Genomic DNA, 26,780 nt, shown 5'->3' with positions numbered 1-26,780 from the left:
ACTATGCTGTGGCAGCCGACAATCCTAGCTTGCTGCTTAGATGTTCTTGTTCTTCTTGCGCCTTTTGGGCTAGATATAAATCACGGTAGTCGCCATCTTGAGCAACCAATTCGTGATGCGTGCCGCTTTGAACAATTCGCCCTTTGTTCATCACCAAAATTTGGTCAGCGTGTTTGATCGTTGAAAGTCGGTGCGCCACCGTTATAACCGTTCTGCCTTCTTGGATTTTCTCTAATGCTATCTTCACTGCCTCTTCCGTATCACTATCAATGTTAGCGGTGGCCTCATCTAACAGGAAGATTTTAGGATCATGCGAGAGCGCTCTTGCTAACGCCAACAGCTGTTTCTCACCAACGGAAAACGAAGCTCCACCGTGACTAGGTTGATGGTCATAACCATTGGTTAAACGTTCAATAAATGAGTGCGCTTTGACTTGTTTCGCAGCATCGATAACCTTGGTTCTTACTGCTCGCTCACGTTCAGTTAGGTAGCTTCCAGACAGGTCTATGTTCTCAAGCACTGAACCACTGAATATGGTCGGGTCTTGAGACACTAAACCAAACAGTTGCCGCAGTTGCTCCTCTGGGAATGCCGATAAAGGTTGTCCACCCACCAAAATTGCACCCTTTTGATGATCGTAGAAACGCATCAGTAGGTTTATCACCGAACTTTTACCACTTCCGCTATGACCAACAATCGCTGTGAATTGGCCACCTTTAGCCGTAAAACTAACGTCGTTTAGTACTAGCGAACCTTCTTCATAGCTTAATTGAACATCTTTAAACTCAATGTCATACGGATCTGAAACCTCGACCAACCGGTGAGAATATCGATGATGTTCCGATTCATCATCCAGCAGCTCGAATACACGCTTAGAAGAAACCGTCGCCACTTGTAACTTTCTTAGTTCCATGGATAACTGGCGGAATGGGTCGAAAAATCGTTCTATATAGTTAAGAAAAGCATACAAAGTACCGACTTCAACGACCGTGCTAAACGAAGCGCCAGCAAACCAAGCCACAATGCCCGCAGCCGTTAATGTAGAGACTAAACGAGTGAGCGGGATCAGCATGAAGCTGTCTATTGCGATCGATTTGGCTCTAAATTCAAACCAGCTTTGGTTTTCTTTTTCAAACTTTTCTTTAAATGACTTTTGCTGGCGGAAAGCTTGAATGAGCGCCATTCCCTGCAAAGATTCATTCAATCGACCGTTGATGTTACTCACTTGAATGCGAATACCATCAAATACTGGCATCGAAATTTTTCGATACAAATACATGGTCATCAGCAGAATTGGGATCAGCACTAAACTCAATAGCATCAAACGCCAATCAAGTAGTGCAATAGCAATGAAGATCACCGTAATACGTAGTGCACCTTGGATAATAGTCGGAAACGTAGAAACAAACATGTTGCGCATCGCTTCGGTATCATTGGTGATGTACGACACCAGTTTACCCGCCGCTAACTTATCAAAAGTATTGATTGGAAAGTTGAGCACATGGCTAAACAATTCTCGGCGAATATCATTAACCACCAGCAGTGCACTATGACGGAATGTGACAGCCTGCAGGTAAGTAAACAGGGCGGCAATGATGTAAAACATCATCACTCCCCCAATTAATATAACAAGGTGTTGCAACTCAAATGTCTGAGGAACAATCACATCGTCCAAGATAATTTTAGCGAGCCATGGGATCGCCATTTCAGCACTCACGGCAACGGTCAACATCGCAAAGGCTAAGATAAAACGTGCTCTATGTGGCAATGAATAAGCCAACAATCGACGGTACATTGAATTGGCCTTCATATCTGTTTGTCTTTGAGACCGTTGAGTTTTTTGTGTTGGCTTAAACATAACTTGCTCCCGTTTCAACAGCCTTAGAATTAAACGTGTGAGCCGTTTCTGTAACATCGGTAGTGGTCTGAATATCGTCTTTACCGAGCTGGCTTTGACGTTGATAAACCATTGAATACCAACCTTGCTTAGCAACAAGTTCGTGGTGAGAGCCTTGCTCTTCAATTTGACCTTGGTTCAATACCAGAATATGGTCAGCTTCTATCAAGTTGGTTAAGCGTTGAGTGACCAACAACATCGTTTTGTGGCCGTAATGCGCCTTTAAGTTTCGGCGAACCACCACTTCTGTTTTCATGTCCAACGCACTGAACGGGTCATCAAGCAATAAAATATCGGCACCTGAAAGTAATGCTCTCGCAAGGGTTAACCTTTGCTTTTGACCTCCAGACAAATTATTACCACCTTCGCGTAGTTCAGTATCAAACCCATCAGCCATAGCTTCAATCTCAGCTTGAATACCAGCCATTTTCGCCACATGCTTAATCTCTTCATCGGTAGCGTCCGGCTTTGCTAACGCAATGTTTTCAGCAATCGTCCCTGAGAATAAAAATGGTTTTTGAGGAACCCACGTCACTTTGCTTCGCAACGAATCAAACGTCAGGTCATCGATCGAATTACCGTCCAATGCCATCTTCGAATTTCCGTCCAACGGAAACTGCCTCATCAACAATTGCAACAGCGTACTCTTCCCACCACCAGTCGGGCCCGTAATGCCGACTAAACCGCCTTCACTCACGCTGAATTTGATCGCTTCTAACGTTCGTCTATTTGCACCTTGGTGAGTAAATGAATGAATGTTGACGTCAAGGCTTGATCTCACGTCGTCTGATAGGGTTTTTGTTCCTTCCGTTACGTCTTCTGGCTCTGATAGTAGGCTGTCGAGGCGTTCCCATGATTTACTGCCACGTTGGAATACATTGAACTGCCAACCAAACTGTAAGAATGGCCCTAGCAACTGACCAAGATACAAAGTGAACGTTGTGAACAAGCCCACCGTAATGCTGCCTTGCTCAATTAACCAAGCGCCATAACCCAATGAAATCACAAACGACAAGCCATAAACCAATTGGATCGTTGGAGCAAATGCCGAATCCACCTTTGCCACTTTAAGGTTCGCTTCCAACGTCTCATCTAACGTCTTACCAAAACGTTGCTCTTGTCGTTGACCAATACCATGTGAACGGACGGCACGAATACCAGCAACGGTTTCACGAGTCTCTTCGCTTAGTTCAGAGAAGCTCGCTTGCGCATGTCCAAAGGCGGTATGTAAACGAGCACCATAACGACGAGTAAAGTAAACCAACAGCGGGAATGGTAATAACGCCACAGCGGTTAAGTGACCACTGACGACAAAAATCATCCCGAAGATCACGGTAAAACCAGCGATAAGAGAGTCAACCAGCGTCATGATGCCCATGCCTGTCGCCTCTTCCACGGCATTAAGATCATTAGTCGCATGCGCCATCAAATCTCCCGTACTGCGACGAGAATAAAATGATGGCGATAAGCGTGAGAACTTATGGAAAAGCTCGCTACGCATGACTCGTGTAATGCCAATCGCCGCGCCATAGAGTTTGCTCTGCCATACATAACGCAACCCGTACATGGCAAATGCCGAACCCGCTATACCACCCACATAAAGCATGAGCAATGATAGAGTCAGTTCACCATCACTGATGCTATCAACGATGCGACCAATCAGCCATGAAGGTACTAGGTTGAACAATGCGACCACTTGTAAAACAACAAAGGCGATCAAATATTGGCGGCTGAACATTTTAATGTAGCCACGTAATTTCCAAAGAATATCCATAACTTGTTAAACCATCATTTCTTGTTGTTTGCAGTCGCGCTGTAGTTGATTTTGCTTTTTCAAAAAATCATCAAAGCTGATGTCTGGCTGCCTTTCCATTTGTTGCTGCTTGGAAAGCGATTCATCAACCGACGCTGTTAAGTTGTCCATTTTTTCCGTCTCAACTTGGTGTTGCAAATGCACTAACAAGTGCTCATCAGAAAGACGTTGCATTAAGCCTTGATGACTCAATCCTTGGTCTTTCATTTGTGCCAACAGTTTTGCCGAAGGGGTTAAGTCACTGTTTTGCAGTTTCATACGTTCACTGAAGATACTGGTTTGGTATGAATCCGTAGAAAAAGCATCATCAAACAGCGCTGCTATTTGTTGGATAGCGTCCAACAGATCAAGCCCCAAAGTTTCTAATGACACTTCGCCTTCTAATGTAGGAAGTGTTAAGTCCGGTTTTCGGCCTTGTGTTGCCACGAGTTCTTGACGTTGAACGACAATGGCGCGTTCCTCTTCGGTCAACTCGGGGCTTGGCGCTAATGCACTGTAAACCAAAAAAAGATCCAAAAAGTGGCTCTGCTCTTGCGCAATACCAAGTGGTAAATATGGATTGTTATCCATGCTGCGCAGCTCAACATACTGCACACCGTAATGACACATCGCATACAACGGACGCAGTGTATCGTTAACGATTTTTGGCCGCACCGAGCCATACAATTCGTTTTCCAGCTGTAACACAGAACCATTCATTTGCTGATCGATGTCTAGATGCAAATAGCGCTCACTTGGACGAGTCAAAGCGTTATGCAAATCAGATAAATACTGCTGCCTGTTATTAAAACTTATTGGGTACGATGACTGCTCATCACTGCTGTAACCGAGATTACTCAGACGTAATGATGTCGCCCACGGTAAGTAACAAGTCTCGTCATCAAACACTTCAAGCGCATGTGCTTTGCCTTGCAAATAACTGTTATCTACCGCAGGGGAAGCACCAAATAAATAGGGTACTAACCAACCATGACGCAGCACGTTGCGAATCATATGAAAGTAGCGTTCAGAAACGAATGCTTCCAGAGGCATTTGAGCGACACTGCTATCGATACTCTTCTGGTGATCGTACAGCGCAATCCAAAATGCTTCCGGCAGAGAAAAGTTGTAATGAATTCCAGAGATAAGCTGCATGCGTTTGCCATAACGATTGGCTAACCCTTCTCGATAACGTTTTTTCAGTAGGCCAGCATTCGAAGTGCCATAGCTAGCGATTCTAATCGCGCCCTCACTTTCTGCCTCATCATTCGGCAATTGTGGTGGCATGCTCGCACCCCATAAGGTTTCACCCTCAGGTAAGCGAGTCGCAACAAAATGATGCAGTGAAGCAAGAGAATCGAATGTCGCAGTTCGGTCATCCATCGCAGGAGTCACTAACTCTAATTGAGCCTCGGCAAAATCAGTGGTGATATAAGGGTGTGTGAGCGCAGAACCAAGTTCGACTGGATGAGTTTTATCTGAGATACCACCGGTCGCTTGTGTGCGAATTAACTCTCGTTCAATACCACGACGGATACCCGCCAAAGAAGCATGAACTTGTTCATTTTGTAGGAAGGAAGCAAGATTGGCTTCAATTTTTAATACTTGATTATTTTTCATTGTTTCGTCTTAAAAAAGCTATAGCAACGTAATTAAGACGAGGCTCATAATAAAAAGACGAAATAAAAACAAAAAATATCCAACAAGTTGCTAATTCGAAATTTTTCTTTTAATTTTCAATAAGTAACTAATACTAACTCTTAATTATATTATCGTTTATTATTGAATCTGTTTGATGATCAAATCGCGAAGCCACTTATGGCTCGGCTCTGAATCGAAGTATTTATGCCATAGCAAGAACAAACCTCCTGGCACCAAATCGACCGGTACGGGCTTCATCACCAACTCACCGCTATCAATGTAATCACGCACTGAATTATATGGGTAGCACATCAGTAAATCACTCTGCTTACACAGCTTAATGGCGCTGGTGATGTCTGACACGTTAGCGGCTTTGTTGATTTCCAACTGCTTAGAGTTCAGCACTTCCATCAATAGCCAATCCCCCGCTCCGCCCGTCACCAACTGTATGTGTCGATACTTCAAGAAGGTGTCGAGGTTCCACTCTTCCTTTAACGCCGGATGGTCATTTCGCATCAAACACACAGAATAGTCCAAGCACAGTTCTACGTAATCCAGATCATCGGGAATACATTGCACATGGGTAGATGCTCGCTCATCCAGCTCAAAAATACCGATGCCAAAATCCACTTCACGTTTTAGCAAACGCTTGAAGCTGTCGCTGCTCCACGTTGAGCTGTTGATGGTAATGTGAGGCGCTTCCGCGAGAGCAGTCGGCATGAAGTGCGGATAAATCGCGGTGTAGGCGGTTTCGACAAGGTCTATAGTGAAGGTACGCTCACTGGCTTTAGGATCGAAAACTTCGGGAACGGTCAGCTTTTCAATTTGCAGTAGGATTTGGTGGACCTTAGGTGCCAAAGCGAGTGCTTTGGGCGTTGGGAACAACCCCTTTGATTCTCGCTCAAACAGCGGATCATCAAACAAAGCTCTGAGTTTAGTGAGCTGTTTACTTACCGCTGACTGGCTCAAAAAGAGTCGATCTGCCGTTTTGCTCACACTTCGCTCTTCAATCAGAACGTGTAAGCAAAGCAGCAAATTCATATCGCATTTAAGTAAGCTTTTCACATCTACCATGATATTCCCTAAATTCAGGTTAATGATGATTAATTGTCACTTTAAATCATATCATTGTCTTGGTAAATTTAGCGCATGTGAGTTAACACGCTCAAATAATAATAGAATTAAGGAATACTCATGGATTTTCTAGCACTACCAAAGATTGATTTACACTGCCACCTAGACGGAAGTGTTCGTCCAGATACGATTATTGACCTAGCAAAACAATACAATATCGAACTACCTGAAGATCGCGATGCGGTTGTTCAATCTCTAACGGTGCCAGAAGATTGTAAAAACTTAGATGAGTACCTGGCTTGTTTCAGCCTGCCATTACAAGTAATGCAGACTGAAGAAGCGATTGAACGTATCTCTTTCGAGCTTTACGAAGACGCTGCACTAGAAAACGTTAAGTACCTAGAAGTTCGCTTTGCACCAATCCTGCACGTAAACAAAGGTCTGTCTCTTGATGCGATCATTGCAAGCGCAGTTAAAGGCATGAAGCGTGCTGAAGAGAAATACGACATCAAAGGCAACTACATCATGTCTGTGCTTCGTATGTTCCCTAAAGACTCTATCAAAGACGTGATCGATGCAGGTCAACCTTACCTAGGTAAAGGTGTTGTAGCATTTGATATCGCTGGCGGTGAAAAGCCAGGCTTCTGCGCTGAATTCCCTGAGTACACACAGTACGCTCTTGAAAAAGGCTACCGCATTACCGTGCACGCTGGTGAGCAATGGCATGGTCAAAACGTTTACGATGCGGTTACTTTGCTAGACGCTGAGCGTATCGGCCACGGTGTTCACATCCAAGGTAACGAAGACGCGTACAACATCGTGAAAGAAAAGCAGGTTGCGCTTGAAACTTGCCCAACAAGTAACGTGCAAACTAAGTGTATTCACAAGTTCAGCGACCACCCAATTGCTGAATTCAAGAAAGACGGCATCGTTGTCACTATCAACACAGATAACCGCACTGTGTCGAACACAACCATGACTAACGAAGTGAAGCGTGTGTGTGAAACATTCGGCCTAACAAAAGAAGACTACGTAGAAATCTACAAGTACTCAGTCGACAGCGCTTTTGCTTCAGACGAAGTGAAACAACACCTAATGGGTTTCGTTGAGCAAATCTAATTTAACAAAGCGCGCCTTTTGCTGAATAGCTGGGCTCACTTAGCATTAGTGCTTAAAGCACAAAATAGGAAGAGAAAGGCTGAGGCTTTTCTCTTTTTTTATGTCCAAAAATCGCTAATCTTGCAGTATTCGTCATTTAGACCAAGACTCTCGGAAAGTGGGCAAGCATGAGTAATACAAGCGATAAAACTGAACTGGAAAAGATGCTATCTGGGCAAGTGTATGATGGTGCAGACCAAGAAATTGATACCATGCGTTCCAATGCAAAAAAGGCGCTAATGGCTTTCAACAACCACCAAACCCCAGATCAACAACACACATTGCAAGAGCAGCTATTCGGTAAGGTTGGTAGTAGCAGCTTAATCCAGCCCCCTTTTCATTGTGAGTTTGGTAAAACCATTGAGATTGGTGACGACACCTTCATCAACATGAACGTGGTGATGTTGGATGGTGCGAATATCAAGATCGGTAACAATGTTCTAATTGGACCAAGTGCCCAATTCTATACGCCATCACACTCCCTTGATTATCGTAGCCGCCGTAAATGGGAAACCTTCTGTTTACCAATAACAATCGAAGATGATGTGTGGATTGGCGGTAACTCAGTGATCAACCAAGGCGTGACGATTGGGGCTCGTTCAGTCATCGCAGCTAACTCTGTGGTCAACAGCGATGTACCACCAGACTGCTTATACGGTGGTACGCCAGCCAAGTTGATTCGACACTTGAATACTGAGCAATAGAGTGACTAGTTCTACAACAATCTAAATCTAAGAAAGGCCATGTTTATCACTCAACATGGCCTTTCTTCCATTGATAAGGTGTAATCCCATTTACTCGCTTAAATGCTCTTATAAACTGCGATGAATCGGCATAACCTAAGTGAAGTGCGACATCAGAAATAGTATAGGTTTGCTGTGAAATAACCCGCTTAGCGAAATCAAACGCGAGCGTCTCTTTTATCGCTTTGAAGGTCGTATTTTCTTTATTCAACGCTCTTTGAATAGTACGCTTTCCAATCCCGATTAAATCGCAAAATGTATCTAAGTCGATATCGACTCGACCAATATATGGCGACAAAGCCTCAGTGACTTTGCGAGCATCGGCCATGGGTTTCACTTTGGTTTCCAGCAAATGTTCCACTTCTAACCGATCGTATTGAATACGCGTATTCTCTTGCCCAAGGTATTGAGGTGTCTCAGTTTGGATTTTTAACTCGCTTAATGCCTGCGACTTCGTTGTCACTAAATCATATCGAATTGGGTTACCGAGCTCAGCATATTGCGCCTTCAAATAAGCGTGAGTATAAGCGATAAGAAACAACTCAGATTCAACGTGACTAACTGACTGCATTGACGTCTTAAACGAGACAGAAAACTTTGCCCCACTTTGTTCCACAGATAGCTTTTCAATGGGGAAAGAATAAAGGAAATCTTGCATCGAAAGAGCAGGAAATCGAAGTTCTTTAGCTGCTCGGGTTGCACTCTCTAACAGCACAACAATGAAGTCATTCGGGCCTAGGTTAACCCTGATATGGTGTAAGAAGAGGGAAAAAACGTTATACGGAACATAGCTAGCCGATGACGTATCCATACTGAATGGAAGTTTCACTTCTAACGCCAGATCTACAACCAATGAACGGCCGAGAGCAAGCGAGTTATCTTCTTGCAAACACTGTTGAAAGTGGTTCACCACACGCTTATCAATCAGAGGAATATCAAGCCCCATCACTCTATCCTTTTCCATATTAACTAGTGACGCAAAATGCACATTTTCATTTCAGAGCTTAGCTACAATTATCTCAAGTTAACAAGGTTCACTTACAGTTTTCACTAATAAAGTGAACCACATAGCCAACAAGAGCAGCTTTGATTGCAAAGTATGACAGGGTTATCAATTTTAAATAATCCCGAGATACCGTCAGGGTCTACTATTAAATATAGATATTGAATAAATGGACTTAAACCAATAATTGAGAGGTTTTCATGTTTAAAAAGATCACGTTAGTAGCAGCGAGTATAGCAATGAGTTTTGGTGTTGCTAACGCCAGTGTTGAAAGCAAAACTTGGCCAGCATCAGACAAAGCCAAAACATTCGTTCAAGACACGATCGTCATTGGTATGCTCGCGAGCCCATATGGAGCGGGCTGGAGTGACGACCAACAATTATTGGATTACTTCCAAGGTGCACGTGACGCGGGTATTACAGGGCATGAATACACCATTACTGCTGCCGACCACAACTTTGATGACTTCTTGTTCCACCATCACAAGCATCGTTCTGTGATGGCAAAACAACCTGATAAGTTCATCGTTGCCCACTCTAATCACGATATTGAAAAAGCCCATACAGAAAGAAAGACTGCCGTTCTATGGAATAGCCAAACTGCGACAATTTTGGAAGAAGATGTCACCAAGATGGCGATCCTTAAAGATATGGGTCTCAAAAGCATGATCTTGTCTTATAACGACATTTTCAGAACAGGTTCGGGCCAACTTGCTGCATATAATGGCAGAGACATCGGCTTAACATCTTGGGGAGAGTCTGTTATCGATTCGATGGTCGAGTATCAGGTGATTCTAGATCTCAGCCACACAGGCTCAAAAACGGCTAATGATGCCATGGGTTATATGGAAGAAAACTACCCTGATGTGCCATTTGTATACACCCACTCTGTGCCTGCCGGTTTATACAAAAACGAAGCGAATGCGACACCAAAAGGCTGTTACCGTGCCATTCCTGATGATGAAGCAATACGCGCAGCTAAATCAGGAGGCTACGTTGCTCCAACCTTCACGGAATGGATGATGGACGGCGTTTGGCCTGAAGATATCTCTCCAGTTCAAGCTGCCGATATGATCGACTACTACGTAAAATTGGTCGGCGTTGACCACGTAGGTATCGCCACCGATGACATGTTCTCAACTGACATGGTGGTTGATTTCGCAACCAAGAACGCGAAAATGTACGACGATGGTGGTTACATGATCGAGGCGTTCAACAAAGGCGCGACGGGCAATGGTGAATTAGCGAAGATCCTTGCAGCCATCACCGATGAACTGTGGAAACGTGGCTACAGCAATGATGATCTTGCGAAGATCTACGGCGGTAACAAGATGAGAGTTTACGCTCAAGTTTCTGAAGGTGCAGACCCCGACAAGTTCCAAAAAGAGTATGCAAAACGCCTAAAAGAACTAACCAAGTTAAGAAATGAAAACTTAGCGATGTAGCTCGTAACTAACAAAGCTCAAGCATTCGAAGCACGTCCTATTGGGCGTGCTTTTTTATTTAACATCTTGTAGACAACATCCTCATTCAGCCGCTATATATCGAAGAAAGAGAATGAAGTCACACACCCAGAAGTAATACTCAAATTCGCCCTCCAAAACACCCTATATCCCATCATCTAATAGGCCTTCTATGTTAGAATTAACGGCTGGTTCGGAATGCGCTGAGTATCTGATCTAGTTAACTATAATTTAATCACCATAAGTGCTTTTTTAAGTTTTTAGAATGAAAAAATATGAATTAGTTGTCCAAGATATTGTTAGCAAGATCTGTCAAAACAGTATCAATCATAAGCTTCCTGCAGAAAGGGAACTCTCTGAAATATATGGCTTATCTCGATTTACTATTCGAAAAGCGCTAGCCAAGCTAGAAGCGATTGGCATGGTGACATCTAAGGTGGGCTCAGGGTACTTTGTTAATACATCTTTGATTGGAACCCCTCTAGTTTATAACTCGATTACTGAAAACAGCTTTGAAGAAATATCTTATAAAAAGATTCAATTAAATAAGGCGTTACCAAACAACCACGAACAACAAATATTTTCTCTACGTGACGATGAATATATTTGGAAGATCAAACGTCTTAGGTTAATTAATAATAAAGTCGTTCAAATTGAAGAAACAAAAATACCTGTCAGTATCTTTCATGAAATGAACACAGACATCATCGAGAGTTCGCTTCAAAAACACGCACTCGCTCAAGGCTTAGAGATCGACAGTTACTTAACGACTTATCAAGCCATCAACGTATCCAAAGATGATGCCGATTTACTGGGCTGTAAGAAGAATGTCGCGGCAATGAACATCACCAACCGTGGCTTCCTTACCTCTGGCGAATTGTTCATCGTCAGTGACATTATCGACATCAACTATCAATGCACTTATCACACGCCTTTTAACAACGAGAGCATGAATTTCAGAGATAAAAATAGCCGCTAGTGCGGCTAAATTTTGATTGAAATAACAGACTATGGCGTATGAATTGAGCCATCTGGTAGTCGACTTTGAGTCCACTCATGAGGGCGGTACATCACAGGAAACTCTGCAGCAACCTCTCGATCCATCTCTACGCCGATCCCGGCGACTTCCGATGCATACAAATAACCGTTGATAGGCTCTGCGGCATTCGGGAATACTTTGTGTGTGTTTGCGTTGTATTCAACATGCTCTTGAATTGCTGCATTGTGTAGGTGCACATTCAAATGCGTATTTACCGCAGCGCCAATTGGCGTCATGTCTGGCGGGCAGTGCCATGCAATACGAACACCAAAGTTCTGACATAAATGTCCCAGTTTAAGCGCAGGTGTAATGCCACCAATTTGTGAAACATGACAACGAATAAAATCAATACGGCGGTTGGCAATCAAAGACTTCCACTCTTCAGGGTTGTTAAACAACTCCCCTAAACCCAATGAAACCGAACTTTGGCTACGAATATTATCCAACCATTCTGTTTGATTTGGCGGAAGAATATCTTCAATGAAGTAAGGCTTATATTGCTCGACTTCTTTGGCAAATTGTATCGCTTGATTTGGGAAAAGGCGCTCATGAACATCGTGAAGAATATGGAATTGGTTACCGTATTTTTCTCTAAGCGACTTAAACATCGTTAGTGTATTGTCCATGTACTGATCTTGGTCGTAGTACGAACCTTCAGTTGGAATTTTTGTGGTATGCAAATCGGTTGGAACACCGCCATAGAAACCAAGCTGACAACGAATATGCTTGTAACCTTTGTCTAGGAAAGATTCAACCAACTCATAAATACCTTCCATTGTGTCGCTAGTCGCGTGTGTGTATACAGGAATAGCATCACGAGACTTACCACCAAATAATTGATGTAACGGCATACCCGCTAGTTTGGCTTTAATATCCCACAGTGCCATATCAACACCGGAAATTGCATTATTGATAACAGGGCCATTTCGCCAATAAGCATTGACCATCATCATTTGCCATAAGTCTTCAATATTATTAGCATTTTTACCAACTAGAAGAGGTTTTAGATACTCATCGACCATTGTTTTTACAGCAAGCGGTCGTTGTTGGAAGGTCGCGCAACCAAAGCCTGTCACACCTTCATTGGTTTCAACTACAACCGTGATGAGGTTATGCCTATCTGGCTTGGTAATAATACAATGGATATCGGATATAATAGTTTTTTTCACAATTAAATAACCTAAACTAACTTCAACTCTTATTATCTAACCGTGTTAAAAAGCACATTTCAAGCGTTAAATTTCATGCAAAAATAATTGGTACGTTTAGTGTTTTTTTTTGATAAACAAAACATACCAATTGGCCCAAAACGGTAGAAAATAATTTATTCGAATTTTAAGTGTGATTGAAGTCTCTTTTTACCCCATTGGCTTTAAATAAGTTATCGATATGATTACTGGAGTTAAATATATCCCAGTAACAGGTGTAGTATGCAAATTGTTGAAAATAATGATGCTGTTATGAATAACTCTAAGTCATCGTCTAAAAAGAAAAATTTCAGAGAAAATATACAGTTATTAGTCACTGCACTTGGTGGTGAAGATAATATCGTGAGTCTCACGCACTGTATGACAAGACTAAGATTCAAATTGGCAGACGAGTCTCTGGTAGACGAAGAGGCTATTAAGCAGATCGCTGATGTGAAAGGTGTGGTACTTCAACAAGGCCAAACTCAAGTTATCATTGGAGTTGAGGTAGAGAAGTGGTTCAACGCTCTATCAAACACTCAACAAGCTGACGCTAATCCGGCTGATGAGCTAGAGAAAGGCAAGCTGTTCCAGGGCGTGATGCGCATTGTCGCAGGCATCTTTGGCCCTGTCGTGCCTGCAATTGCTGGCGCTGGTATGTTGATGGGCCTGTTGTCTGGTCTTATTGCGACCAATGTTATCTCTGAAACCTCAGACACAGTTTATTTCTTCCGCTCAATATCTGTTGCTGTGTTCTTCTTCTTACCTATGCTGGTTTCTTTCTCTGCAGCTAAAGTATTCAAAGTAAACGAATACATTGCGCTTGCTGTTTCCTCCGCAATGTTAGCACCCAAGCTAGTAGATAAAGCGGCGATGCTAAAAGATGCTGGCGCAGCTCCGGAGCTGACGGTTCTTGGCGTGGTTCCGATTGAACTGCTCAACTACGGCGGCGCAATTGTTCCTGCGATTCTAGCAATCTGGTTATTGTCTAAAGTGACTCCGTTAGTTGACCGTCTAGTTCCTTCTTCTGCGAAGCCTGTATTTACACCACTGCTTGCCTTTACGGTAACTTCGACCATCACGCTATCATTTGTTGGCCCTGCTGGTATCTGGCTAAGTAACGGCGCGGGTTGGGTAATGAGCTCGCTACTGGAGATCTCTCCGACATTAACGGGCTTTGTGTTTGGTCTAACTCGCCCGATTACCATCGTATTTGGTATTCACCACAGCATGACGCCGATTAGCCTGAACAACTTTGCTCTGTATGGTAAGGATTTACTAATGCCGATCATGTGTTTAGGTAACATGGCAATTGCTGGCGCGACAATGGCTATCTGGCACAAGCAACGTAAAACAGTTTCTAAAGAGCAATCTTCAATCACGATGGGCTCAAGTGTTACCGCTATCTTAGGCATCACGGAGCCGGCTCTATTTGGTGTACTTACGAAATACACCAAAGCGATGATGACCGCGAGTTTGGCTGCAGGTGTGTTCGGTGCTATCTCGGTAACAATCGATACGCACTTAACGAGCTACATTCTTTCTTCTGTATTCAGCTTGCCAGCTTACCTTGCAGCCGGCACACAGAACTTTATCCAAGCGATTATGGGTGTGGTTGGTGTGTTTGTACTGTCTTACGTACTAACACTGTTGTTCGTAAAGCTAGACAACAAATAACACTTCCTCCCAACCTATTGGGAAAAGAATCAACGTGGCTACTTTCCTTGTAGCCACGTTCCATCATTTATACCTAGCAATACCAATCTTTCTGTAAGGGCACACTATGAGCCACATTGCGATTATCGGCGAGTGCATGATAGAACTGAACGGCGCTCCATTCGGTACCATGCAACAGACCTATGGTGGGGATACGCTCAACGCCGCTGTTTATTTGAACCGAAGTGCCACCAGCTATTCCTGTTCGTCAGATACACCTATGATTCGTACCAGTTATGTCACGGCTCTTGGAGCAGATTCCATTAGCCAAGAGATACTTAAGCGTTGGCAAGATGAAGGGTTATCAACCGATTTAGTGCTTATCGACGAACAGCGCTCGCCAGGCCTGTATCTGATTCAATTAGACGACGTTGGCGAACGCACATTCTTGTATTGGCGTAATGACTCTGCTGCTCGTTACATGGTGCAGCACCCAGATTTCGATAAGATAACAGCCCAACTTTGCGATGTTGATATGGTGTTTTTGAGCGGGATATCTCTGGCGATCTTGCCTCATGGCGATCAGCTAAAGTTACTCACTATCATCCAAGGTCTACGTGAACGTGGTGTGGCCATCGCCTTTGATAGTAACTACCGACCAAAGTTGTGGGACTCACAAGACGCAACCAAAGAAGCTTATCAGCTTGCCTATCAAGCGACAGATCTCGCCTTGGTTACCTTTGATGACGAACAACTATTGTGGGGCGATACAACGCCGCAAGACACCATAAGAAGGCTGCATTCACTCGGCGTCAAAACCGTTGTTGTGAAGCTTGGTGCTGAAGGCTGCTTGATCAGCGAAAACCCCGAAAATGAGCCAGTGAAAATCACAACGACACCTGTCGAGACTGTGGTTGATAGCACCTCTGCTGGCGACTCTTTTAACGGCGGTTTCTTATCTTGCTATCTCGCTGGAGGTTCTGTTTCAGAAGCCTGCCAACAAGGTAATGCACTCGCAAGACTAGTGATTCAGCACCACGGTGCAATTATTCCAAAAGTCATCACCGATACTCTTTCAAACCCTATTAAGAAGTAAACCATGCCTACAATTAACGAACAGCTAAAAGCACTTAAAGTTATCCCTGTTATCGCGATTGATAACGCAGAGGATATTATCCCTCTAGGCAAAGTATTGGCTGAGAATGGCCTTCCTGCTGCTGAGATTACGTTCCGTTCAGACGCCGCTGTTGAAGCTATCCGACTGCTTCGCGAAGCTCAGCCTAACATGCTGATCGGCGCGGGCACCATCTTGAACCGTGAGCAAGCACTCGCAGCCAAAGAAGCGGGCGCAACGTTTGTGGTATCACCGGGATTCAATACAAACACGGTTAAAGCATGCCAAGAAATCGGCATCGATATCATTCCTGGAGTGAACAATCCAAGCACCGTTGAAGCGGCATTAGAGATGGGCTTAACAACCTTGAAGTTCTTCCCAGCAGAAGCTTCTGGCGGTATCAGTATGGTGAAATCGTTAGTCGGACCTTATGGCGACATAAGACTCATGCCTACAGGCGGTATCACGCCATCAAACATTGGCAACTACCTAGCCGTTCCTCAGGTATTGGCATGTGGTGGCACCTGGATGGTGGATAAGAAGCTCGTCGAAAACAAAGAGTGGGACGAGATTGCCCGTCTAACGCGAGAGATTGTTGAGCAAGTAAATCAATAAGCAGATCCGTCGCTAGCCCAAAGCGTTAGCGGGGTTTGAGAATACAACGCATACAAAAAGAGCGAGAAGCTTGCCTCTCGCTCTTTTTTCTAAACACAGAAATTATCCACCAGCACCTTGATTGAGTAACCAATAGCTCACCGGATTATCAGGGCACTGATAAGGACCACATTCGACAAATGTAGCAATAGCATTCAATGCCACCACCACGATTGCTAGTAAACACACAATCCGTCCAAAGTTACTCATTTTGTAAGGTTCGTGAGACTCGGCCTTATTGGTTAGTATCAAGATCACGGCTACACCCAATATGGTTGCAGCGAACAACACAAAGGCCCAAGTGTAATAATGCATCCCCAAAATAGGGCTACCGTAACCAGGAGTGCCCGGAATCACGTGTAGGGAAACTTGTCTTAACGATGTGGCGACACCATACAAAGCGCCAATTAGCACAACCCCATAGTGACGCGGTTGAGGCCCATAAACCACATTCAGCATGAAGCCAAACGCGACCATCACAAAGCCAATCCGTTGCAGTAAACACAGTGGGCAAGGAAGTTCATTGAGGACAAACTGAAGAATAAAGCCGATCAACAAAACGGCTGTCATACCCAGTAAGCCAAGCGTATTCAGAAGAGTTAACTGATTTCGATTCATGTTAGCTCCTTACAATAAGATCGACAGAGGGTCAGTCGCATGGTGATTAAACCAATACAAACCAAGGATCACTGAGCCAGCGAAAAAGCCATACGCGGCGGTCTTCTTGCCGAAAAACCCGCACACCATCGCCACAAGTAATAACAAAAACAGTAAAGACATCATAAGGGGCATCCCCTCCTTACTTATCGAGTTCAGTCATATTGAACATCACAAAACACCCGCACCTACGTCCTTAGTCATTCAACTTAGGTGAACCAATGGATTACGGATTAAAAATCATCAACTTAATAGTTGGTAGTAACCTCCAAACTGTCAAGTTAGAAGCTATATGCTGATATCTATTCGAGCTAACCACCCGATGAACACCGAACCCCAATACCGTGCTTTGCTACACTGACATAGCGTGAGATGCTTAATTTGGCTGATATAAAATCGCTCCCATTGTGACTAGGAAGCTTGATGAAAAAACACCGTACTCGACTACTATTGGCCCTTCCCTTTACATGCCTTGTGTCTTCAAACACCAGCTTGGCAAGCTATACCATTGTGCTACCAAGCCAACATGAGAATGGGTTCAACTTACATGGCTCCTCCTTATCAGCCAGAGAGGTGATCGATTGGGAGGTCAACAATAGTGACTTGGTGTTTGGGGCTTACGCCGATAAAAATGATAACGAAAGCGTCAGCGCGATTGGTTATATGTACAACCAAAAATTGGATCTGAATTCAGGAGAATTAGAAAACGAAATTAGAAATGCCGCAGAGCGAAATGGCATTGATTACGAAGATTTTTTCCTACACTTTTCAGAAGACACGATTCTGGCAGAGCGTGATACGAGTCACGGTGCCAATACCACTTTAAATCGCAAACCTATAATTATCGGCTATACCGCTGATGAAAAGCACGCGGGCTTTTCTCTTTATCAACCACCACCTTGGGATGCTGATGTGTTTGAACATTTTGACAAAGGTGGCGCTCTCTACGTTTATCACTCTGAGAAATTCAATCACTTAGCATTTGAATTTTCACACTTTGCACAGGGCGGAGAGTTTCAGATTGAGTATCCATCATCGATGAACGTTGAGGGCAAAGTCACGGCATGGTCTAGCGTCGTTATAATGGAAGATAACACAAGCAACATGACCCGAAACCAAGCCGTAAACTGGCGAGTGCCCTCGAATTGGGTCAGAGCAACGACTCATGATGGAAGTGGCCAGAGTTATGGTGGGGGTCAGTATTTTGGTTCTACGTTTATTCGCGATGGCGGGCGTTTATACGTTGTTAGGGTACGCTGGCAAGGGAACCAAAATGATATTCGCCCTCGCTTAAATCAAGTTCAATTGAAGGACCATTTCCCGAAAATCGAACTCAAAGATCTGCAGACTTCAAAGACAGATTCACAACCACCAAACGAAACCAAGTATTGGCGCAAGATCCGTGGTTTTGACCAGTCAGCCGATCTCGACCAAGACAACTATTTATCACCTTCTGAATATGAAAATAGGAATAACAAATTGGCTACAGCTCGATTTCGCTGGGAGTCTCGCGTCATTCCTTTCGGCCGAATGTGGAACCAAAACTCATCATGGTCATTGACCAACCTTACTAACCCAGATCTACTGATGTTGATGCGAAACTACTATTCCAAACATTGGGGGCAACAAGGGCTCAATGGCGCCTACAACGACGATACCAACAAACTCCTTGGCAGCAATCAATTTGAGGTTCATTCAGGAGGAACCATTCAAGAGCTTGGTCTTGTCGTAGGGTCTAATGAAGCGGATAAGCAATACAAGACGCACTTCGCCGCCTTTCTCAAACAGTTATCAGCTAACGACGATACTCTTTCAATTGGCCTTAATATTGGAACGGCCAACCTTTATGGCCGAAACGGGCAATCACACTTAATTAACTCAGGAAACCTGTACTTTAGGGAGCACTACTTATTCCCCTCTACAGGCTTTAGTGGTTATGCCGGATTGTCTAAGTTTTGGGATAACTCAGCGTTAGCTAACACTGATTCAAGCGTTATATTCCAAGCCACTACTCGCTATGGGCGCGTTCAATACCTAGGTAACAGCCAAGATAACTGGCAACAAGATCAGTATTCAACCCTCGCTATTTATTACCTCAGCTACCAGCCACAACATAGTTATTTTAACCAGTGGAATAGCAGTTATGTGTATGGCAGTGGCAATACTACCGAAGAGAATTTTTGGAAGAGTGGTGTGCCGAAAAACATCGCTTACCGACCGACACAGCTGCTCAAGGTCGACCTAGGCTTTCCAGCCAACCGGATTCCGAATAAATTAGAGCCCATTCCGTTAATGCTTTCGACCACACACTCAACACCCAGTGACTACACCATTGTCGGCAATTCAACCAAGCATCAAGTTGTGCATGCTGATCTGCCAAACGGTAAGGTTCAGCTGTTACCAACCTATACCTATTTTCTTTATCGTTCGGAAACAAACATCGTAGAGGGAGGCCCTCAAGAGATGGTGCTCTCAAGAGAGTTTGAGCATGGGCGCGTACTTTATCGAACCGATTTCTATGGTAAAAATCGTGACTTCTATTCGGCACCGAAACTCAGTATTCCATTAAACAAGCCAATGAGGCCAGTCGATATGAATGGCAAGGTTGGTGAGTATGTGACAGAAGTTAAGCTTGGGGGGTATCAAGGGCTATTTCTGCTTTATTAGCCCCTTAGCCCCTTAGCCCCTTAGCCCCTTAGCCCCTAGTTCAGGGTATTAGCCATCTTTACGCAACGGAATAAACACTTACCACTTTTCCTTTAAATTATCGGTGACCGTTAGCGGCCTTTTACCATCACACGCGCCTTTCTCAAGGTCGTAGACGGGGCTGGCTCCATGACTGCTCCACCGATGATCTTCCCTCGCTACTTTTCGATATTGCGTCGGCGTGACGCCAATGTACGTTTGGAAAGTTTCATAGAATCGGCTACTCGAATTGAAGCCCACCGTGAGTGAAATATCGAGAATGGTTCTGTCGGTATCACTCAGTAAAGCACGAGCATGATTAATTCGCATCGCAGTAATGTACTGCTTGATGGTCATCTGTATCGTTCGCTGAAATACGTTCATTGCATAGTTGGCATGTAATCCAATATGTTCTGCGATATCTTTCACGGTTAATGGCTGGTTGTGATGCGTGGCGATGTATTCCAACATTTGGCTGACATAAAATTGAGAGTGTTTCGACACCCCTTTTGAGGTCGATTTTTCCTGTCGATTTACGAGCAGTTGTTGCCAACCATCAAGGCAGATTCGCTTAAGCATCAAGCCAATTTCATCGATAGCCAACTGCTGGCGACTTTCTGACGAATGCTTTATCTCTTGTACCCAACGGGCAATTTCAAATTCACTCACTAACGAACAAGAATTCGATTGCAACACACTGCCGTGAGTTATCTGATTGACTAAATCTCGACTGAGAGTCCACGACATAAAATGATGAATCGGTATGTTGATGATCCCCATATTATGGCTTTGGCCGGGATTGGTGAGTCGATGAGGTACCGATGCCCAAAACAAGCCAATCGATCCACTCTTAACCACGATTGGGCTGCCGTTAATGATGTATTCCACATCGTCCCCAAAAGGAATATTCACCTCAATTTGACCATGCCAATGATAGCCGGGCATGGAGTGAGGAGCTCTAAGTTCGATATCGATTTTCTCATAGGAAGAATAGAGAGAAAGCGGACTTACCGACACGGTCTCGGATGAGTACTTATCTAAAGTGATAATTCTCAGCGTATCAGGGGTTGATTGCGGCATATCTCGTTCCTTAGGAAATCGTATAAATGACTTTTAGCAGTTCCTCGATAATAAAACTCTGAAGGCGATCATAGTGCCGAAATACCCCATTTCATAAGATTAGTACAATGTGATTAGAGTCAGCACCTTAAGTGCAAAACTCGCTTCATTGCACACCCCCTCTCCTCAAAAGCCAGTAAGTTATCCCATTTCCTAAGATTTCCATTCAATGATTTTAAAATATTAGAAAACGGGAGAGCTATTTGATTATCTGAGACGAATCGACGTGGGTTCTAGGTGTACTTTGTCTGTATCAACAAAGAACTCAGAGAGATAAAGGATTCCACTATGCAAAGCCCTAAGATCACATTCATCGGCGCAGGATCAACCATTTTTGTTAAGAACATTCTTGGTGACGTTTTCCATCGTTCTGCACTACAAAACGCTCATGTCGCCTTGATGGATATTGATGAGACCCGATTAGAAGAGTCACACCTAGTCGTCAGTAAACTCATGGAATCATCTGGTGCTACTGGCTCTATTTCATGCCACTTAAATCAAAAAGAGGCACTACAAGATGCAGACTTCGTTGTCATCGCTTTCCAAATCGGCGGTTATGAACCCTGCACAGTCACAGATTTTGAAGTGTGTAAACGCCATGGTCTGGAACAAACGATCGCAGACACGCTAGGTCCGGGCGGCATTATGCGTTCACTACGCACTGTCCCACACCTTTGGAGCGTGTGTGAAGATATGACCGAGGTTTGCCCGAACGGCACTATGCTCAACTACGTCAACCCTATGGCGATGAACACGTGGGCGATGTACGAGAAATACCCGCACATCAAACAAGTCGGTTTATGCCACTCAGTACAAGGCACAGCAGAAGAATTAGCGCGCGACCTGGACTTAGATTATTCAGACCTTCGCTATACCTGCGCTGGCATCAACCACATGGCTTACTACCTCACTCTTGAGAAGAAAACAGAAAGTGGTCAATACATCGATATTTATCCAGATCTACTTGAAGCTTTTGAGAGTGGGCAAGCGCCTAAACCGGGTATTTATCACAATGGTCGCTGCACCAACTTAGTTCGCTATGAGATGTTTAAGAAGCTTGGCTACTTTGTGACTGAGTCTTCTGAACATTTTTCGGAATACACCCCCTACTTTATCAAGCCGAATCGCCCAGATTTAATTGAACGTTATAAAGTGCCACTTGATGAGTACCCGAAGCGCTGTGTCGAGCAAATAGCCGATTGGAAGCGCGACCTTCAAGAACTCAAAACAGCTGACAAAATTACCGTTGATGAGTCTCATGAGTACGCCAGCACCATCATGAATTCTATCTGGACAGGTACTCCGAGCGTCATCTATGGCAACGTTAAAAACGAAGCTTTAATAGACAACTTACCGCAAGGTTGCTGTGTTGAAGTCGCCTGTTTAGTTGATGCTAATGGTGTTCAACCAATCAAAGCTGGACGTCTACCAAACCACTTAGCCGCATTGATGCAAACCAATATCAACGTCCAAACTCTATTAACCGAAGCCATTCTCACTGAAAACCGCGACCGTATTTATCATGCTGCGATGCTCGACCCTCATACAGCTGCAGTACTTGGAATAGAAGAGATATACGCGCTGGTTGATGACTTGATTGAGGCACATGAAGGTTGGTTACCAGAGTGGGTTAACAAGTAATTTCATACTAATAAAAACATACAATAACGTGAATATTAGCGCCTTCTCACAGGGGAGGCGTAAGGAGTGGCAATGAGTATCTCTATGAATACCAAGCTCAGTTATGGCTTTGGCGCATTTGGTAAAGACTTCGCAATCACCATCGTCTATATGTACCTAATGTTTTACTACACGGATGTAGTCGGTATTTCTGCCGCTACCGTCGGTACCATCTTTCTCGTCGCCCGTATTTGGGATGCGGTCAACGACCCAATCATGGGCTGGTTGGTCAACAATACGCGCACCCGTTGGGGCAAATTCAAACCTTGGATTTTAATTGGCACGCTCGCCAACTCTGTCGTGCTACTCATGGTGTTTAGTGCACATTACATCGAAGGCCCTTGGTTAATCGCCTACGCCGCTATCACTTATATTTTGTGGGGTATGACTTACACACTAATGGATATTCCTTTTTGGTCGTTAGTTCCAACACTCACCTTAGATAAACGCGAACGCGAAGAGTTAGTCCCATATCCTCGCTTCTTTGCCAGCCTCGCGTGGATTGTAACCGCTGCCATTGCAATGCCCTTCGTCAACTATGTAGGTGGTGACGACAAGGGGTTTGGGTTTCAAATATTTACGCTACTGTTGATTGCCTGTTTCTTAGTCTCGACGTTTATCACACTGCGTAATGTCAAAGAACGCTATTCAACCGCAAACCTCGACACCACACAGCCGGAAGAAAAAGTATCACTGAAAAAGCTACTGTCACTTATCTACAAAAACGACCAATTGACCAGCGTTCTATGCATGGCACTGTCTTACAACTTGGCGACCAACATCATCACAGCCTTCGCGGTCTACTACTTCACCTATGTTGTAGGTAACGAAGAGTTGTTCCCTTATTACATGGCTTATGCAGGCATCGCGAACCTCATCACACTGGTGTTGTTTCCTAAACTCGCAAAAATGTTCTCACGCCGTACTCTATGGGCTTGTGCTTCCACTTTCCCTATTTTAGGCAGTGCTGTTCTTATCTATGTTGGCATGTACGACAAACAAAGCATTTTGTTGATTTCAACGGCGGGTGTGTTCCTACAAATCGGTACCGCTTTATTCTGGGTTCTTAACGTCATTATGGTGGCAGACACCGTCGACTATGGTGAATTTAAACTAGGCTCTCGTTGTGAAAGCATTGCTTACTCTGTGCAAACCTTAGTCGTAAAAGCAGGCTCTGCATTTGCCGCTTTCTTCATCGGTATCTCGCTCACTGCCGTCGACTATGTACCTAATGTAGTGCAAAGCCCTGAAACCGTATTTGGCATGCAATGCATCATGGTCGGCCTACCTGCTTTCTTCTTTGCCATTGCATTAATCATCTACTTCCGCTTCTACAAGCTGAACGGCGCGTATCACCAAAAAATTCAAGATCACCTCACTGAAAAGTATGACCACATCACCAACGATGGCTCAGAAAATCACAAACCAACAGAACCAGTACAGGCTGTGTAAACGAGAACATAAACATTTGTCGTTGAAAAACAGGCCCTAAAAACAACAAAGCCTAGCGAGGGATCGCTAGGCTTTTTCAATTAGAAACACATATGAATTCTCATTGAAGACGATAAAGGCGAAGGCGCCCTTACTTCAATGGGTCATTATCAGGCAATGCTTTGTGAATCCATAGCGCCAAACGTTTTTTAATGTTGGCACCATCAAGCTTATCGTCAGGTAACGGTGTGATCTGATTAACCTCTACAAGGAACAAATACACCGCTTTAACCTTTATCGGTTGGGATGAATGTGGCAAATCAAAACCTTGTAGTTTTGCCATCTTAAAACCGACCTCAACTGCTTTTTTTACCAGCTTATCTTCATTAATGATCTTCGCGGTTTTCGACATATCATCTCCATCATCTTCATCGAATAAGCGTTGAGTATATCAAACAGAAAAATTCGAAAGATTACTTCGTTCTCAGTTTGAGGGGTCGCTTTGATAAATAACAAAAAGGGATAATAGGCTAGAAACCTGCTTGTAGCTTGCGTGACATTTATAAGAGGAATAGGAGTAAGCAACCAGCCTCTTAACAGAAGGCTCAATAAATGAGACATTCAGTCAAGAAAGTGAAAATCGAATAATATTTGACTTACTATTCTAAAGAATACGGAATACCATGGTCGTCATTTAGATGAAAAACATCCTTTAAAATAAAAATAAACCTCTGTTATTTAATCAGTTTTATACTAGAACGACCCAGATCATATTTACAGTCACCTGCAATCAAAAATTATTTACAAAACACTCATTAAGCAAATAGAATAAAACCACTAATTTTATACTGGTGTTAAAAATGCGTTACCTATGGGCTTCATTTTGTCATAAGAATCCAATCGTCGGACGAATCGTTCATATCCTTGTTATGTTAGTAGCGTTAGCCTCTATCGTTATCCCATTGATGTCAAAAGATGCAACAACAATCTTAGTTTCACTGGGTGTTGCTCTAGTATGTTTTGTGTTGTTTGTCTTCTTTGCGCTTGCCGATAAAATGCGCTCAGGTATGCACTAATCAGCTCAATATTCGCCAAGCATTCTCTTTTCTAAACTTCATTATAAAATGCTGGTTGCCAAATACGGAAAAGCCCAAAGTTATTAGCTTTGGGCTTTTCTTCTATAGCCTGCAGTTGGAAATTACAGCGATCAATCGGGCATGACCACAATACCCATGGTTTCAAGCAGTTGCTCTTGCTGCCAAGCGACAATTTTAATCCCCGATGTGTCTACCTTGCGAGGATCTAACCCTTCTAATTCAGCATGACACAAGTTAGCCCCCTGCATACTGAATTGCCCCCATACATCTTCCGAGAACACGCCTCGGCTAAGATCGGACTCTTTTAGTGACGCTCCGCCAAGGTAAGTACCTATCCAGCGGTTTTCAAATAACTCACACTTCTCTAAACAAGCCTGTTCAAAATTGGCGTATGACAGGTTACAGCCCGTAATATATGCTGAGCAAAAGTACATTCTATTGCTTACCTGATTAGCAAAGTTAGCACGAGTGAAGTTCGCCCCTTTCAAATCGCATTCACGTAGCTCAATACCATAGCAATTCGCGTTACTAAAATTCGCCATCGCCAACTGGCAATTCTGGAAGCTTGCATCTCGTAAGTCGGCAATATCAAAGTGGCATCCCTCAATATCGCCTTGTTCGATAAACTTACAGTTAATAAACGTTGCATCACGTAAGTTCGAACGTCTGAAATCACAACGGATAAACGTGCAGGCTGTAAATGTAAGCTCTGATAAATCTTGCTGAGCAAAACTGTGCTGATGATAAGTGCTGTTATTGGTGTCCATTTAGCCCCCTAAAGAAATTAAGCTAAGACTACCATTGCGATTCCAAGAAAACACCAAATTAAAAACCAACAAAAACAGTAACTTAAAATGCCCTGATTTAGCCATTTTAAGGCACCAAACAAGCCCTTTAAGGTTGTTATTTTCGATTTATAGGATGTGTTTATCTTGAAAAAAGCTTTGTCGCTTAGAAGTGCCAATAAGAGAAAATGTTACTTTGACGAAACGAGTCAATTATTGACCGCGTCCTAACGCGCTAGACTGGACGGTTGGTATGTTGCTCGTTACACTATTCCTCATTCTCAGCATAAAGAGTAAGAACAATGAAAGACATGCGACAAGCTATGCTCGATGCAGGTTTTAGCCTTATTAATGAACACGGGTTTGCTGGTGTTGGCCTGATGAAAATCATCAACCAAGCGGAAGGCACGAAGGGTTCTTTTTACCATTACTTCAAATCCAAAGAACACTTTGGTGAGATCCTTCTTACTAACTACTTTTATGAGCATCTCGCTAAGCTAGATGACTTTTTAAGTGATGAGTCGCTTTCTCGTCGGGACCGCGTAAAAGCCTATTTCGAGTTTTGGTGTGCATCGAAACTGACTGAAGACTTCAATATCCAATGTCTTGTCGTAAAACTGGCGGGAGAAGTATCTGGGTCTGCTAACCCGTTACAGTCCACAATGGCAATAGGCGCAGAAAAGATCATCCTGCGTATGGCGAAGCTATTTGAAGAAGGCAATGAGACCGGTGATTTCACGATCGCAGAGCCCGAATCGCTGTCTCGAATGCTTTATGGTCTATGGCTAGGCTCAACGCTCATGGCCGCCATGCAGCGTAACCGTTCGATTCTAAACAATGCCATGGAAGAGACTCTTCTCGCCATGAACCCAGCCCAAGAATCGGCTGACTAGATACCCGTTACC

The 26,780-nt window shown here is 43.8% G+C and carries 23 protein-coding genes; 12 read left to right on the top strand and 11 right to left on the bottom strand.

From position 1 onward, the window contains the following. Position 1: 1 nt before the first annotated feature. From AC3CIA_RS19470 to AC3CIA_RS19455, 4 genes are all read right to left on the bottom strand, one after another. On the bottom strand, positions 2 to 1,810 hold the full coding sequence (locus tag AC3CIA_RS19470; protein ID WP_488519642.1) for an ABC transporter ATP-binding protein: 1,809 nt from the start codon (positions 1,808 to 1,810) through the stop codon (positions 2 to 4). Positions 1,811 to 1,850: 40 nt separating this feature from the next. After that, positions 1,851 to 3,671, bottom strand: coding sequence for an ABC transporter ATP-binding protein (locus AC3CIA_RS19465; protein WP_488519579.1), 1,821 nt, complete (start codon positions 3,669 to 3,671; stop codon positions 1,851 to 1,853). A gap of 6 nt (positions 3,672 to 3,677) precedes the next feature. Continuing rightward, positions 3,678 to 5,309, bottom strand: a complete 1,632-nt coding sequence (gene gshA / locus AC3CIA_RS19460; protein WP_488519578.1) for a glutamate--cysteine ligase — start codon at positions 5,307 to 5,309, stop codon at positions 3,678 to 3,680. A 159-nt stretch (positions 5,310 to 5,468) separates the two neighbouring features. Beyond that, complete coding sequence (locus AC3CIA_RS19455; protein ID WP_488519577.1) at positions 5,469 to 6,404, bottom strand: LysR substrate-binding domain-containing protein; 936 nt, start codon at positions 6,402 to 6,404, stop codon at positions 5,469 to 5,471. A gap of 120 nt (positions 6,405 to 6,524) precedes the next feature. Here AC3CIA_RS19455 and add point away from each other — a divergent pair, with 120 nt between their 5' ends. Together add and AC3CIA_RS19445 are read left to right on the top strand one after the other, a co-directional pair. Then, complete coding sequence (gene add, locus AC3CIA_RS19450; RefSeq protein WP_171315215.1) at positions 6,525 to 7,523, top strand: adenosine deaminase; 999 nt, start codon at positions 6,525 to 6,527, stop codon at positions 7,521 to 7,523. 167 nt (positions 7,524 to 7,690) lie between these two features. Then, on the top strand, positions 7,691 to 8,266 hold the full coding sequence (locus AC3CIA_RS19445) for a sugar O-acetyltransferase (protein ID WP_488519576.1): 576 nt from the start codon (positions 7,691 to 7,693) through the stop codon (positions 8,264 to 8,266). 46 nt (positions 8,267 to 8,312) lie between these two features. Here AC3CIA_RS19445 and AC3CIA_RS19440 read toward each other — a convergent pair whose 3' ends face one another. Then, positions 8,313 to 9,269 carry a helix-turn-helix domain-containing protein gene (locus tag AC3CIA_RS19440; protein ID WP_488519575.1) on the bottom strand — a complete coding sequence of 319 codons (957 nt, stop codon included), beginning with the start codon at positions 9,267 to 9,269 and terminating at the stop codon, positions 8,313 to 8,315. 239 nt (positions 9,270 to 9,508) lie between these two features. Here AC3CIA_RS19440 and AC3CIA_RS19435 point away from each other — a divergent pair, with 239 nt between their 5' ends. Both AC3CIA_RS19435 and AC3CIA_RS19430 read left to right on the top strand, forming a co-directional pair. Further along, complete coding sequence (locus AC3CIA_RS19435) at positions 9,509 to 10,753, top strand: membrane dipeptidase (protein WP_341634258.1); 1,245 nt, start codon at positions 9,509 to 9,511, stop codon at positions 10,751 to 10,753. A 283-nt stretch (positions 10,754 to 11,036) separates the two neighbouring features. Continuing rightward, entirely contained in the window at positions 11,037 to 11,750 is a 714-nt protein-coding gene (locus AC3CIA_RS19430) for a GntR family transcriptional regulator (RefSeq protein WP_208774559.1), read from the top strand. A 29-nt stretch (positions 11,751 to 11,779) separates the two neighbouring features. Here AC3CIA_RS19430 and AC3CIA_RS19425 read toward each other — a convergent pair whose 3' ends face one another. After that, complete coding sequence (locus AC3CIA_RS19425) at positions 11,780 to 12,979, bottom strand: enolase C-terminal domain-like protein (protein ID WP_488519574.1); 1,200 nt, start codon at positions 12,977 to 12,979, stop codon at positions 11,780 to 11,782. Between the two features lie 261 nt (positions 12,980 to 13,240). Between AC3CIA_RS19425 and AC3CIA_RS19420 the strand changes: the two genes are divergently transcribed. The 3 genes from AC3CIA_RS19420 (at position 13,241) to AC3CIA_RS19410 (ending at position 16,382) form a co-directional block, all read left to right on the top strand. Further along, entirely contained in the window at positions 13,241 to 14,674 is a 1,434-nt protein-coding gene (locus AC3CIA_RS19420) for a PTS transporter subunit EIIC (protein WP_065206597.1), read from the top strand. A 106-nt stretch (positions 14,675 to 14,780) separates the two neighbouring features. Further along, a complete protein-coding gene (locus tag AC3CIA_RS19415) occupies positions 14,781 to 15,749 on the top strand; it encodes a sugar kinase (RefSeq protein ID WP_488519573.1) in 969 nt (322 codons plus the stop codon). A 3-nt stretch (positions 15,750 to 15,752) separates the two neighbouring features. Further along, on the top strand, positions 15,753 to 16,382 hold the full coding sequence (locus AC3CIA_RS19410; RefSeq protein WP_488519572.1) for a bifunctional 4-hydroxy-2-oxoglutarate aldolase/2-dehydro-3-deoxy-phosphogluconate aldolase: 630 nt from the start codon (positions 15,753 to 15,755) through the stop codon (positions 16,380 to 16,382). Between the two features lie 102 nt (positions 16,383 to 16,484). On the opposite strand, the gene AC3CIA_RS19405 is transcribed toward AC3CIA_RS19410, so the two are convergent. Beyond that, a complete protein-coding gene (locus AC3CIA_RS19405) occupies positions 16,485 to 17,039 on the bottom strand; it encodes a disulfide bond formation protein B (protein ID WP_488519571.1) in 555 nt (184 codons plus the stop codon). Positions 17,040 to 17,048: 9 nt separating this feature from the next. Beyond that, positions 17,049 to 17,204, bottom strand: a complete 156-nt coding sequence (locus AC3CIA_RS19400; protein WP_017075701.1) for a DUF5993 family protein — start codon at positions 17,202 to 17,204, stop codon at positions 17,049 to 17,051. Positions 17,205 to 17,501: 297 nt separating this feature from the next. On the opposite strand from AC3CIA_RS19400, the gene AC3CIA_RS19395 reads away from it, so the two are divergent. Continuing rightward, positions 17,502 to 19,745, top strand: a complete 2,244-nt coding sequence (locus tag AC3CIA_RS19395) for a hypothetical protein (protein WP_488519570.1) — start codon at positions 17,502 to 17,504, stop codon at positions 19,743 to 19,745. Positions 19,746 to 19,823: 78 nt separating this feature from the next. Here AC3CIA_RS19395 and melR read toward each other — a convergent pair whose 3' ends face one another. Beyond that, positions 19,824 to 20,843 (bottom strand): transcriptional regulator MelR, encoded by a 1,020-nt coding sequence (gene melR, locus AC3CIA_RS19390; RefSeq protein WP_488519569.1) that lies wholly within the window; start codon positions 20,841 to 20,843, stop codon positions 19,824 to 19,826. Between the two features lie 327 nt (positions 20,844 to 21,170). Here melR and melA point away from each other — a divergent pair, with 327 nt between their 5' ends. Together melA and melB are read left to right on the top strand one after the other, a co-directional pair. Continuing rightward, positions 21,171 to 22,523 (top strand): alpha-glucosidase/alpha-galactosidase, encoded by a 1,353-nt coding sequence (melA, locus tag AC3CIA_RS19385; RefSeq protein ID WP_054545982.1) that lies wholly within the window; start codon positions 21,171 to 21,173, stop codon positions 22,521 to 22,523. Between the two features lie 72 nt (positions 22,524 to 22,595). Next, on the top strand, positions 22,596 to 24,014 hold the full coding sequence (gene melB, locus AC3CIA_RS19380) for a melibiose:sodium transporter MelB (RefSeq protein ID WP_488519568.1): 1,419 nt from the start codon (positions 22,596 to 22,598) through the stop codon (positions 24,012 to 24,014). A 130-nt stretch (positions 24,015 to 24,144) separates the two neighbouring features. On the opposite strand, the gene AC3CIA_RS19375 is transcribed toward melB, so the two are convergent. Further along, positions 24,145 to 24,405 (bottom strand): DUF5062 family protein, encoded by a 261-nt coding sequence (locus tag AC3CIA_RS19375; protein ID WP_004732406.1) that lies wholly within the window; start codon positions 24,403 to 24,405, stop codon positions 24,145 to 24,147. Between the two features lie 448 nt (positions 24,406 to 24,853). Here AC3CIA_RS19375 and AC3CIA_RS19370 point away from each other — a divergent pair, with 448 nt between their 5' ends. Next, the gene (locus tag AC3CIA_RS19370; protein WP_237297626.1) at positions 24,854 to 25,069 is read left to right on the top strand and encodes a hypothetical protein; all 216 of its coding nucleotides are present in this window, start codon (positions 24,854 to 24,856) and stop codon (positions 25,067 to 25,069) included. Between the two features lie 131 nt (positions 25,070 to 25,200). Here AC3CIA_RS19370 and AC3CIA_RS19365 read toward each other — a convergent pair whose 3' ends face one another. Further along, positions 25,201 to 25,857 carry a Qnr family pentapeptide repeat protein gene (locus AC3CIA_RS19365; RefSeq protein ID WP_054545985.1) on the bottom strand — a complete coding sequence of 219 codons (657 nt, stop codon included), beginning with the start codon at positions 25,855 to 25,857 and terminating at the stop codon, positions 25,201 to 25,203. Between the two features lie 320 nt (positions 25,858 to 26,177). On the opposite strand from AC3CIA_RS19365, the gene AC3CIA_RS19360 reads away from it, so the two are divergent. Next, positions 26,178 to 26,768: a TetR/AcrR family transcriptional regulator gene (locus tag AC3CIA_RS19360; RefSeq protein WP_488519567.1), complete on the top strand. Its 591-nt coding sequence runs from the start codon at positions 26,178 to 26,180 to the stop codon at positions 26,766 to 26,768. The last annotated feature ends 12 nt before the right edge of the window (positions 26,769 to 26,780 follow it).

The sequence above is a fragment of the Vibrio sp. QJM3NY_27 genome, assembly GCF_057785955.1.
Note: the sequence above shows the minus strand (reverse complement) of the source record. Positions and strands in the feature narration are given on the sequence as shown.

Excerpts from the sequence above, each read along its gene's own strand:
- AC3CIA_RS19375 (WP_004732406.1), bottom strand. The coding sequence starts at position 24,405 with ATGTCGAAAACCGCGAAGATCATTAATGAAGATAAGCTGGTAAAAAAA.
- AC3CIA_RS19455 (WP_488519577.1), bottom strand. The coding sequence starts at position 6,404 with ATGGTAGATGTGAAAAGCTTACTTAAATGCGATATGAATTTGCTGCTT.
- AC3CIA_RS19435 (WP_341634258.1), top strand. The coding sequence starts at position 9,509 with ATGTTTAAAAAGATCACGTTAGTAGCAGCGAGTATAGCAATGAGTTTT.
- AC3CIA_RS19405 (WP_488519571.1), bottom strand. The coding sequence starts at position 17,039 with ATGAATCGAAATCAGTTAACTCTTCTGAATACGCTTGGCTTACTGGGT.
- AC3CIA_RS19415 (WP_488519573.1), top strand. The coding sequence starts at position 14,781 with ATGAGCCACATTGCGATTATCGGCGAGTGCATGATAGAACTGAACGGC.
- AC3CIA_RS19440 (WP_488519575.1), bottom strand. The coding sequence starts at position 9,269 with ATGGAAAAGGATAGAGTGATGGGGCTTGATATTCCTCTGATTGATAAG.
- AC3CIA_RS19360 (WP_488519567.1), top strand. The coding sequence starts at position 26,178 with ATGAAAGACATGCGACAAGCTATGCTCGATGCAGGTTTTAGCCTTATT.
- AC3CIA_RS19410 (WP_488519572.1), top strand. The coding sequence starts at position 15,753 with ATGCCTACAATTAACGAACAGCTAAAAGCACTTAAAGTTATCCCTGTT.
- AC3CIA_RS19400 (WP_017075701.1), bottom strand. The coding sequence starts at position 17,204 with ATGATGTCTTTACTGTTTTTGTTATTACTTGTGGCGATGGTGTGCGGG.
- melR (WP_488519569.1), bottom strand. The coding sequence starts at position 20,843 with ATGCCGCAATCAACCCCTGATACGCTGAGAATTATCACTTTAGATAAG.
- AC3CIA_RS19395 (WP_488519570.1), top strand. The coding sequence starts at position 17,502 with ATGAAAAAACACCGTACTCGACTACTATTGGCCCTTCCCTTTACATGC.
- melB (WP_488519568.1), top strand. The coding sequence starts at position 22,596 with ATGAGTATCTCTATGAATACCAAGCTCAGTTATGGCTTTGGCGCATTT.
- AC3CIA_RS19445 (WP_488519576.1), top strand. The coding sequence starts at position 7,691 with ATGAGTAATACAAGCGATAAAACTGAACTGGAAAAGATGCTATCTGGG.
- add (WP_171315215.1), top strand. The coding sequence starts at position 6,525 with ATGGATTTTCTAGCACTACCAAAGATTGATTTACACTGCCACCTAGAC.
- AC3CIA_RS19420 (WP_065206597.1), top strand. The coding sequence starts at position 13,241 with ATGCAAATTGTTGAAAATAATGATGCTGTTATGAATAACTCTAAGTCA.
- melA (WP_054545982.1), top strand. The coding sequence starts at position 21,171 with ATGCAAAGCCCTAAGATCACATTCATCGGCGCAGGATCAACCATTTTT.
- AC3CIA_RS19370 (WP_237297626.1), top strand. The coding sequence starts at position 24,854 with ATGCGTTACCTATGGGCTTCATTTTGTCATAAGAATCCAATCGTCGGA.
- gshA (WP_488519578.1), bottom strand. The coding sequence starts at position 5,309 with ATGAAAAATAATCAAGTATTAAAAATTGAAGCCAATCTTGCTTCCTTC.
- AC3CIA_RS19430 (WP_208774559.1), top strand. The coding sequence starts at position 11,037 with ATGAAAAAATATGAATTAGTTGTCCAAGATATTGTTAGCAAGATCTGT.
- AC3CIA_RS19470 (WP_488519642.1), bottom strand. The coding sequence starts at position 1,810 with ATGAAGGCCAATTCAATGTACCGTCGATTGTTGGCTTATTCATTGCCA.
- AC3CIA_RS19365 (WP_054545985.1), bottom strand. The coding sequence starts at position 25,857 with ATGGACACCAATAACAGCACTTATCATCAGCACAGTTTTGCTCAGCAA.
- AC3CIA_RS19465 (WP_488519579.1), bottom strand. The coding sequence starts at position 3,671 with ATGGATATTCTTTGGAAATTACGTGGCTACATTAAAATGTTCAGCCGC.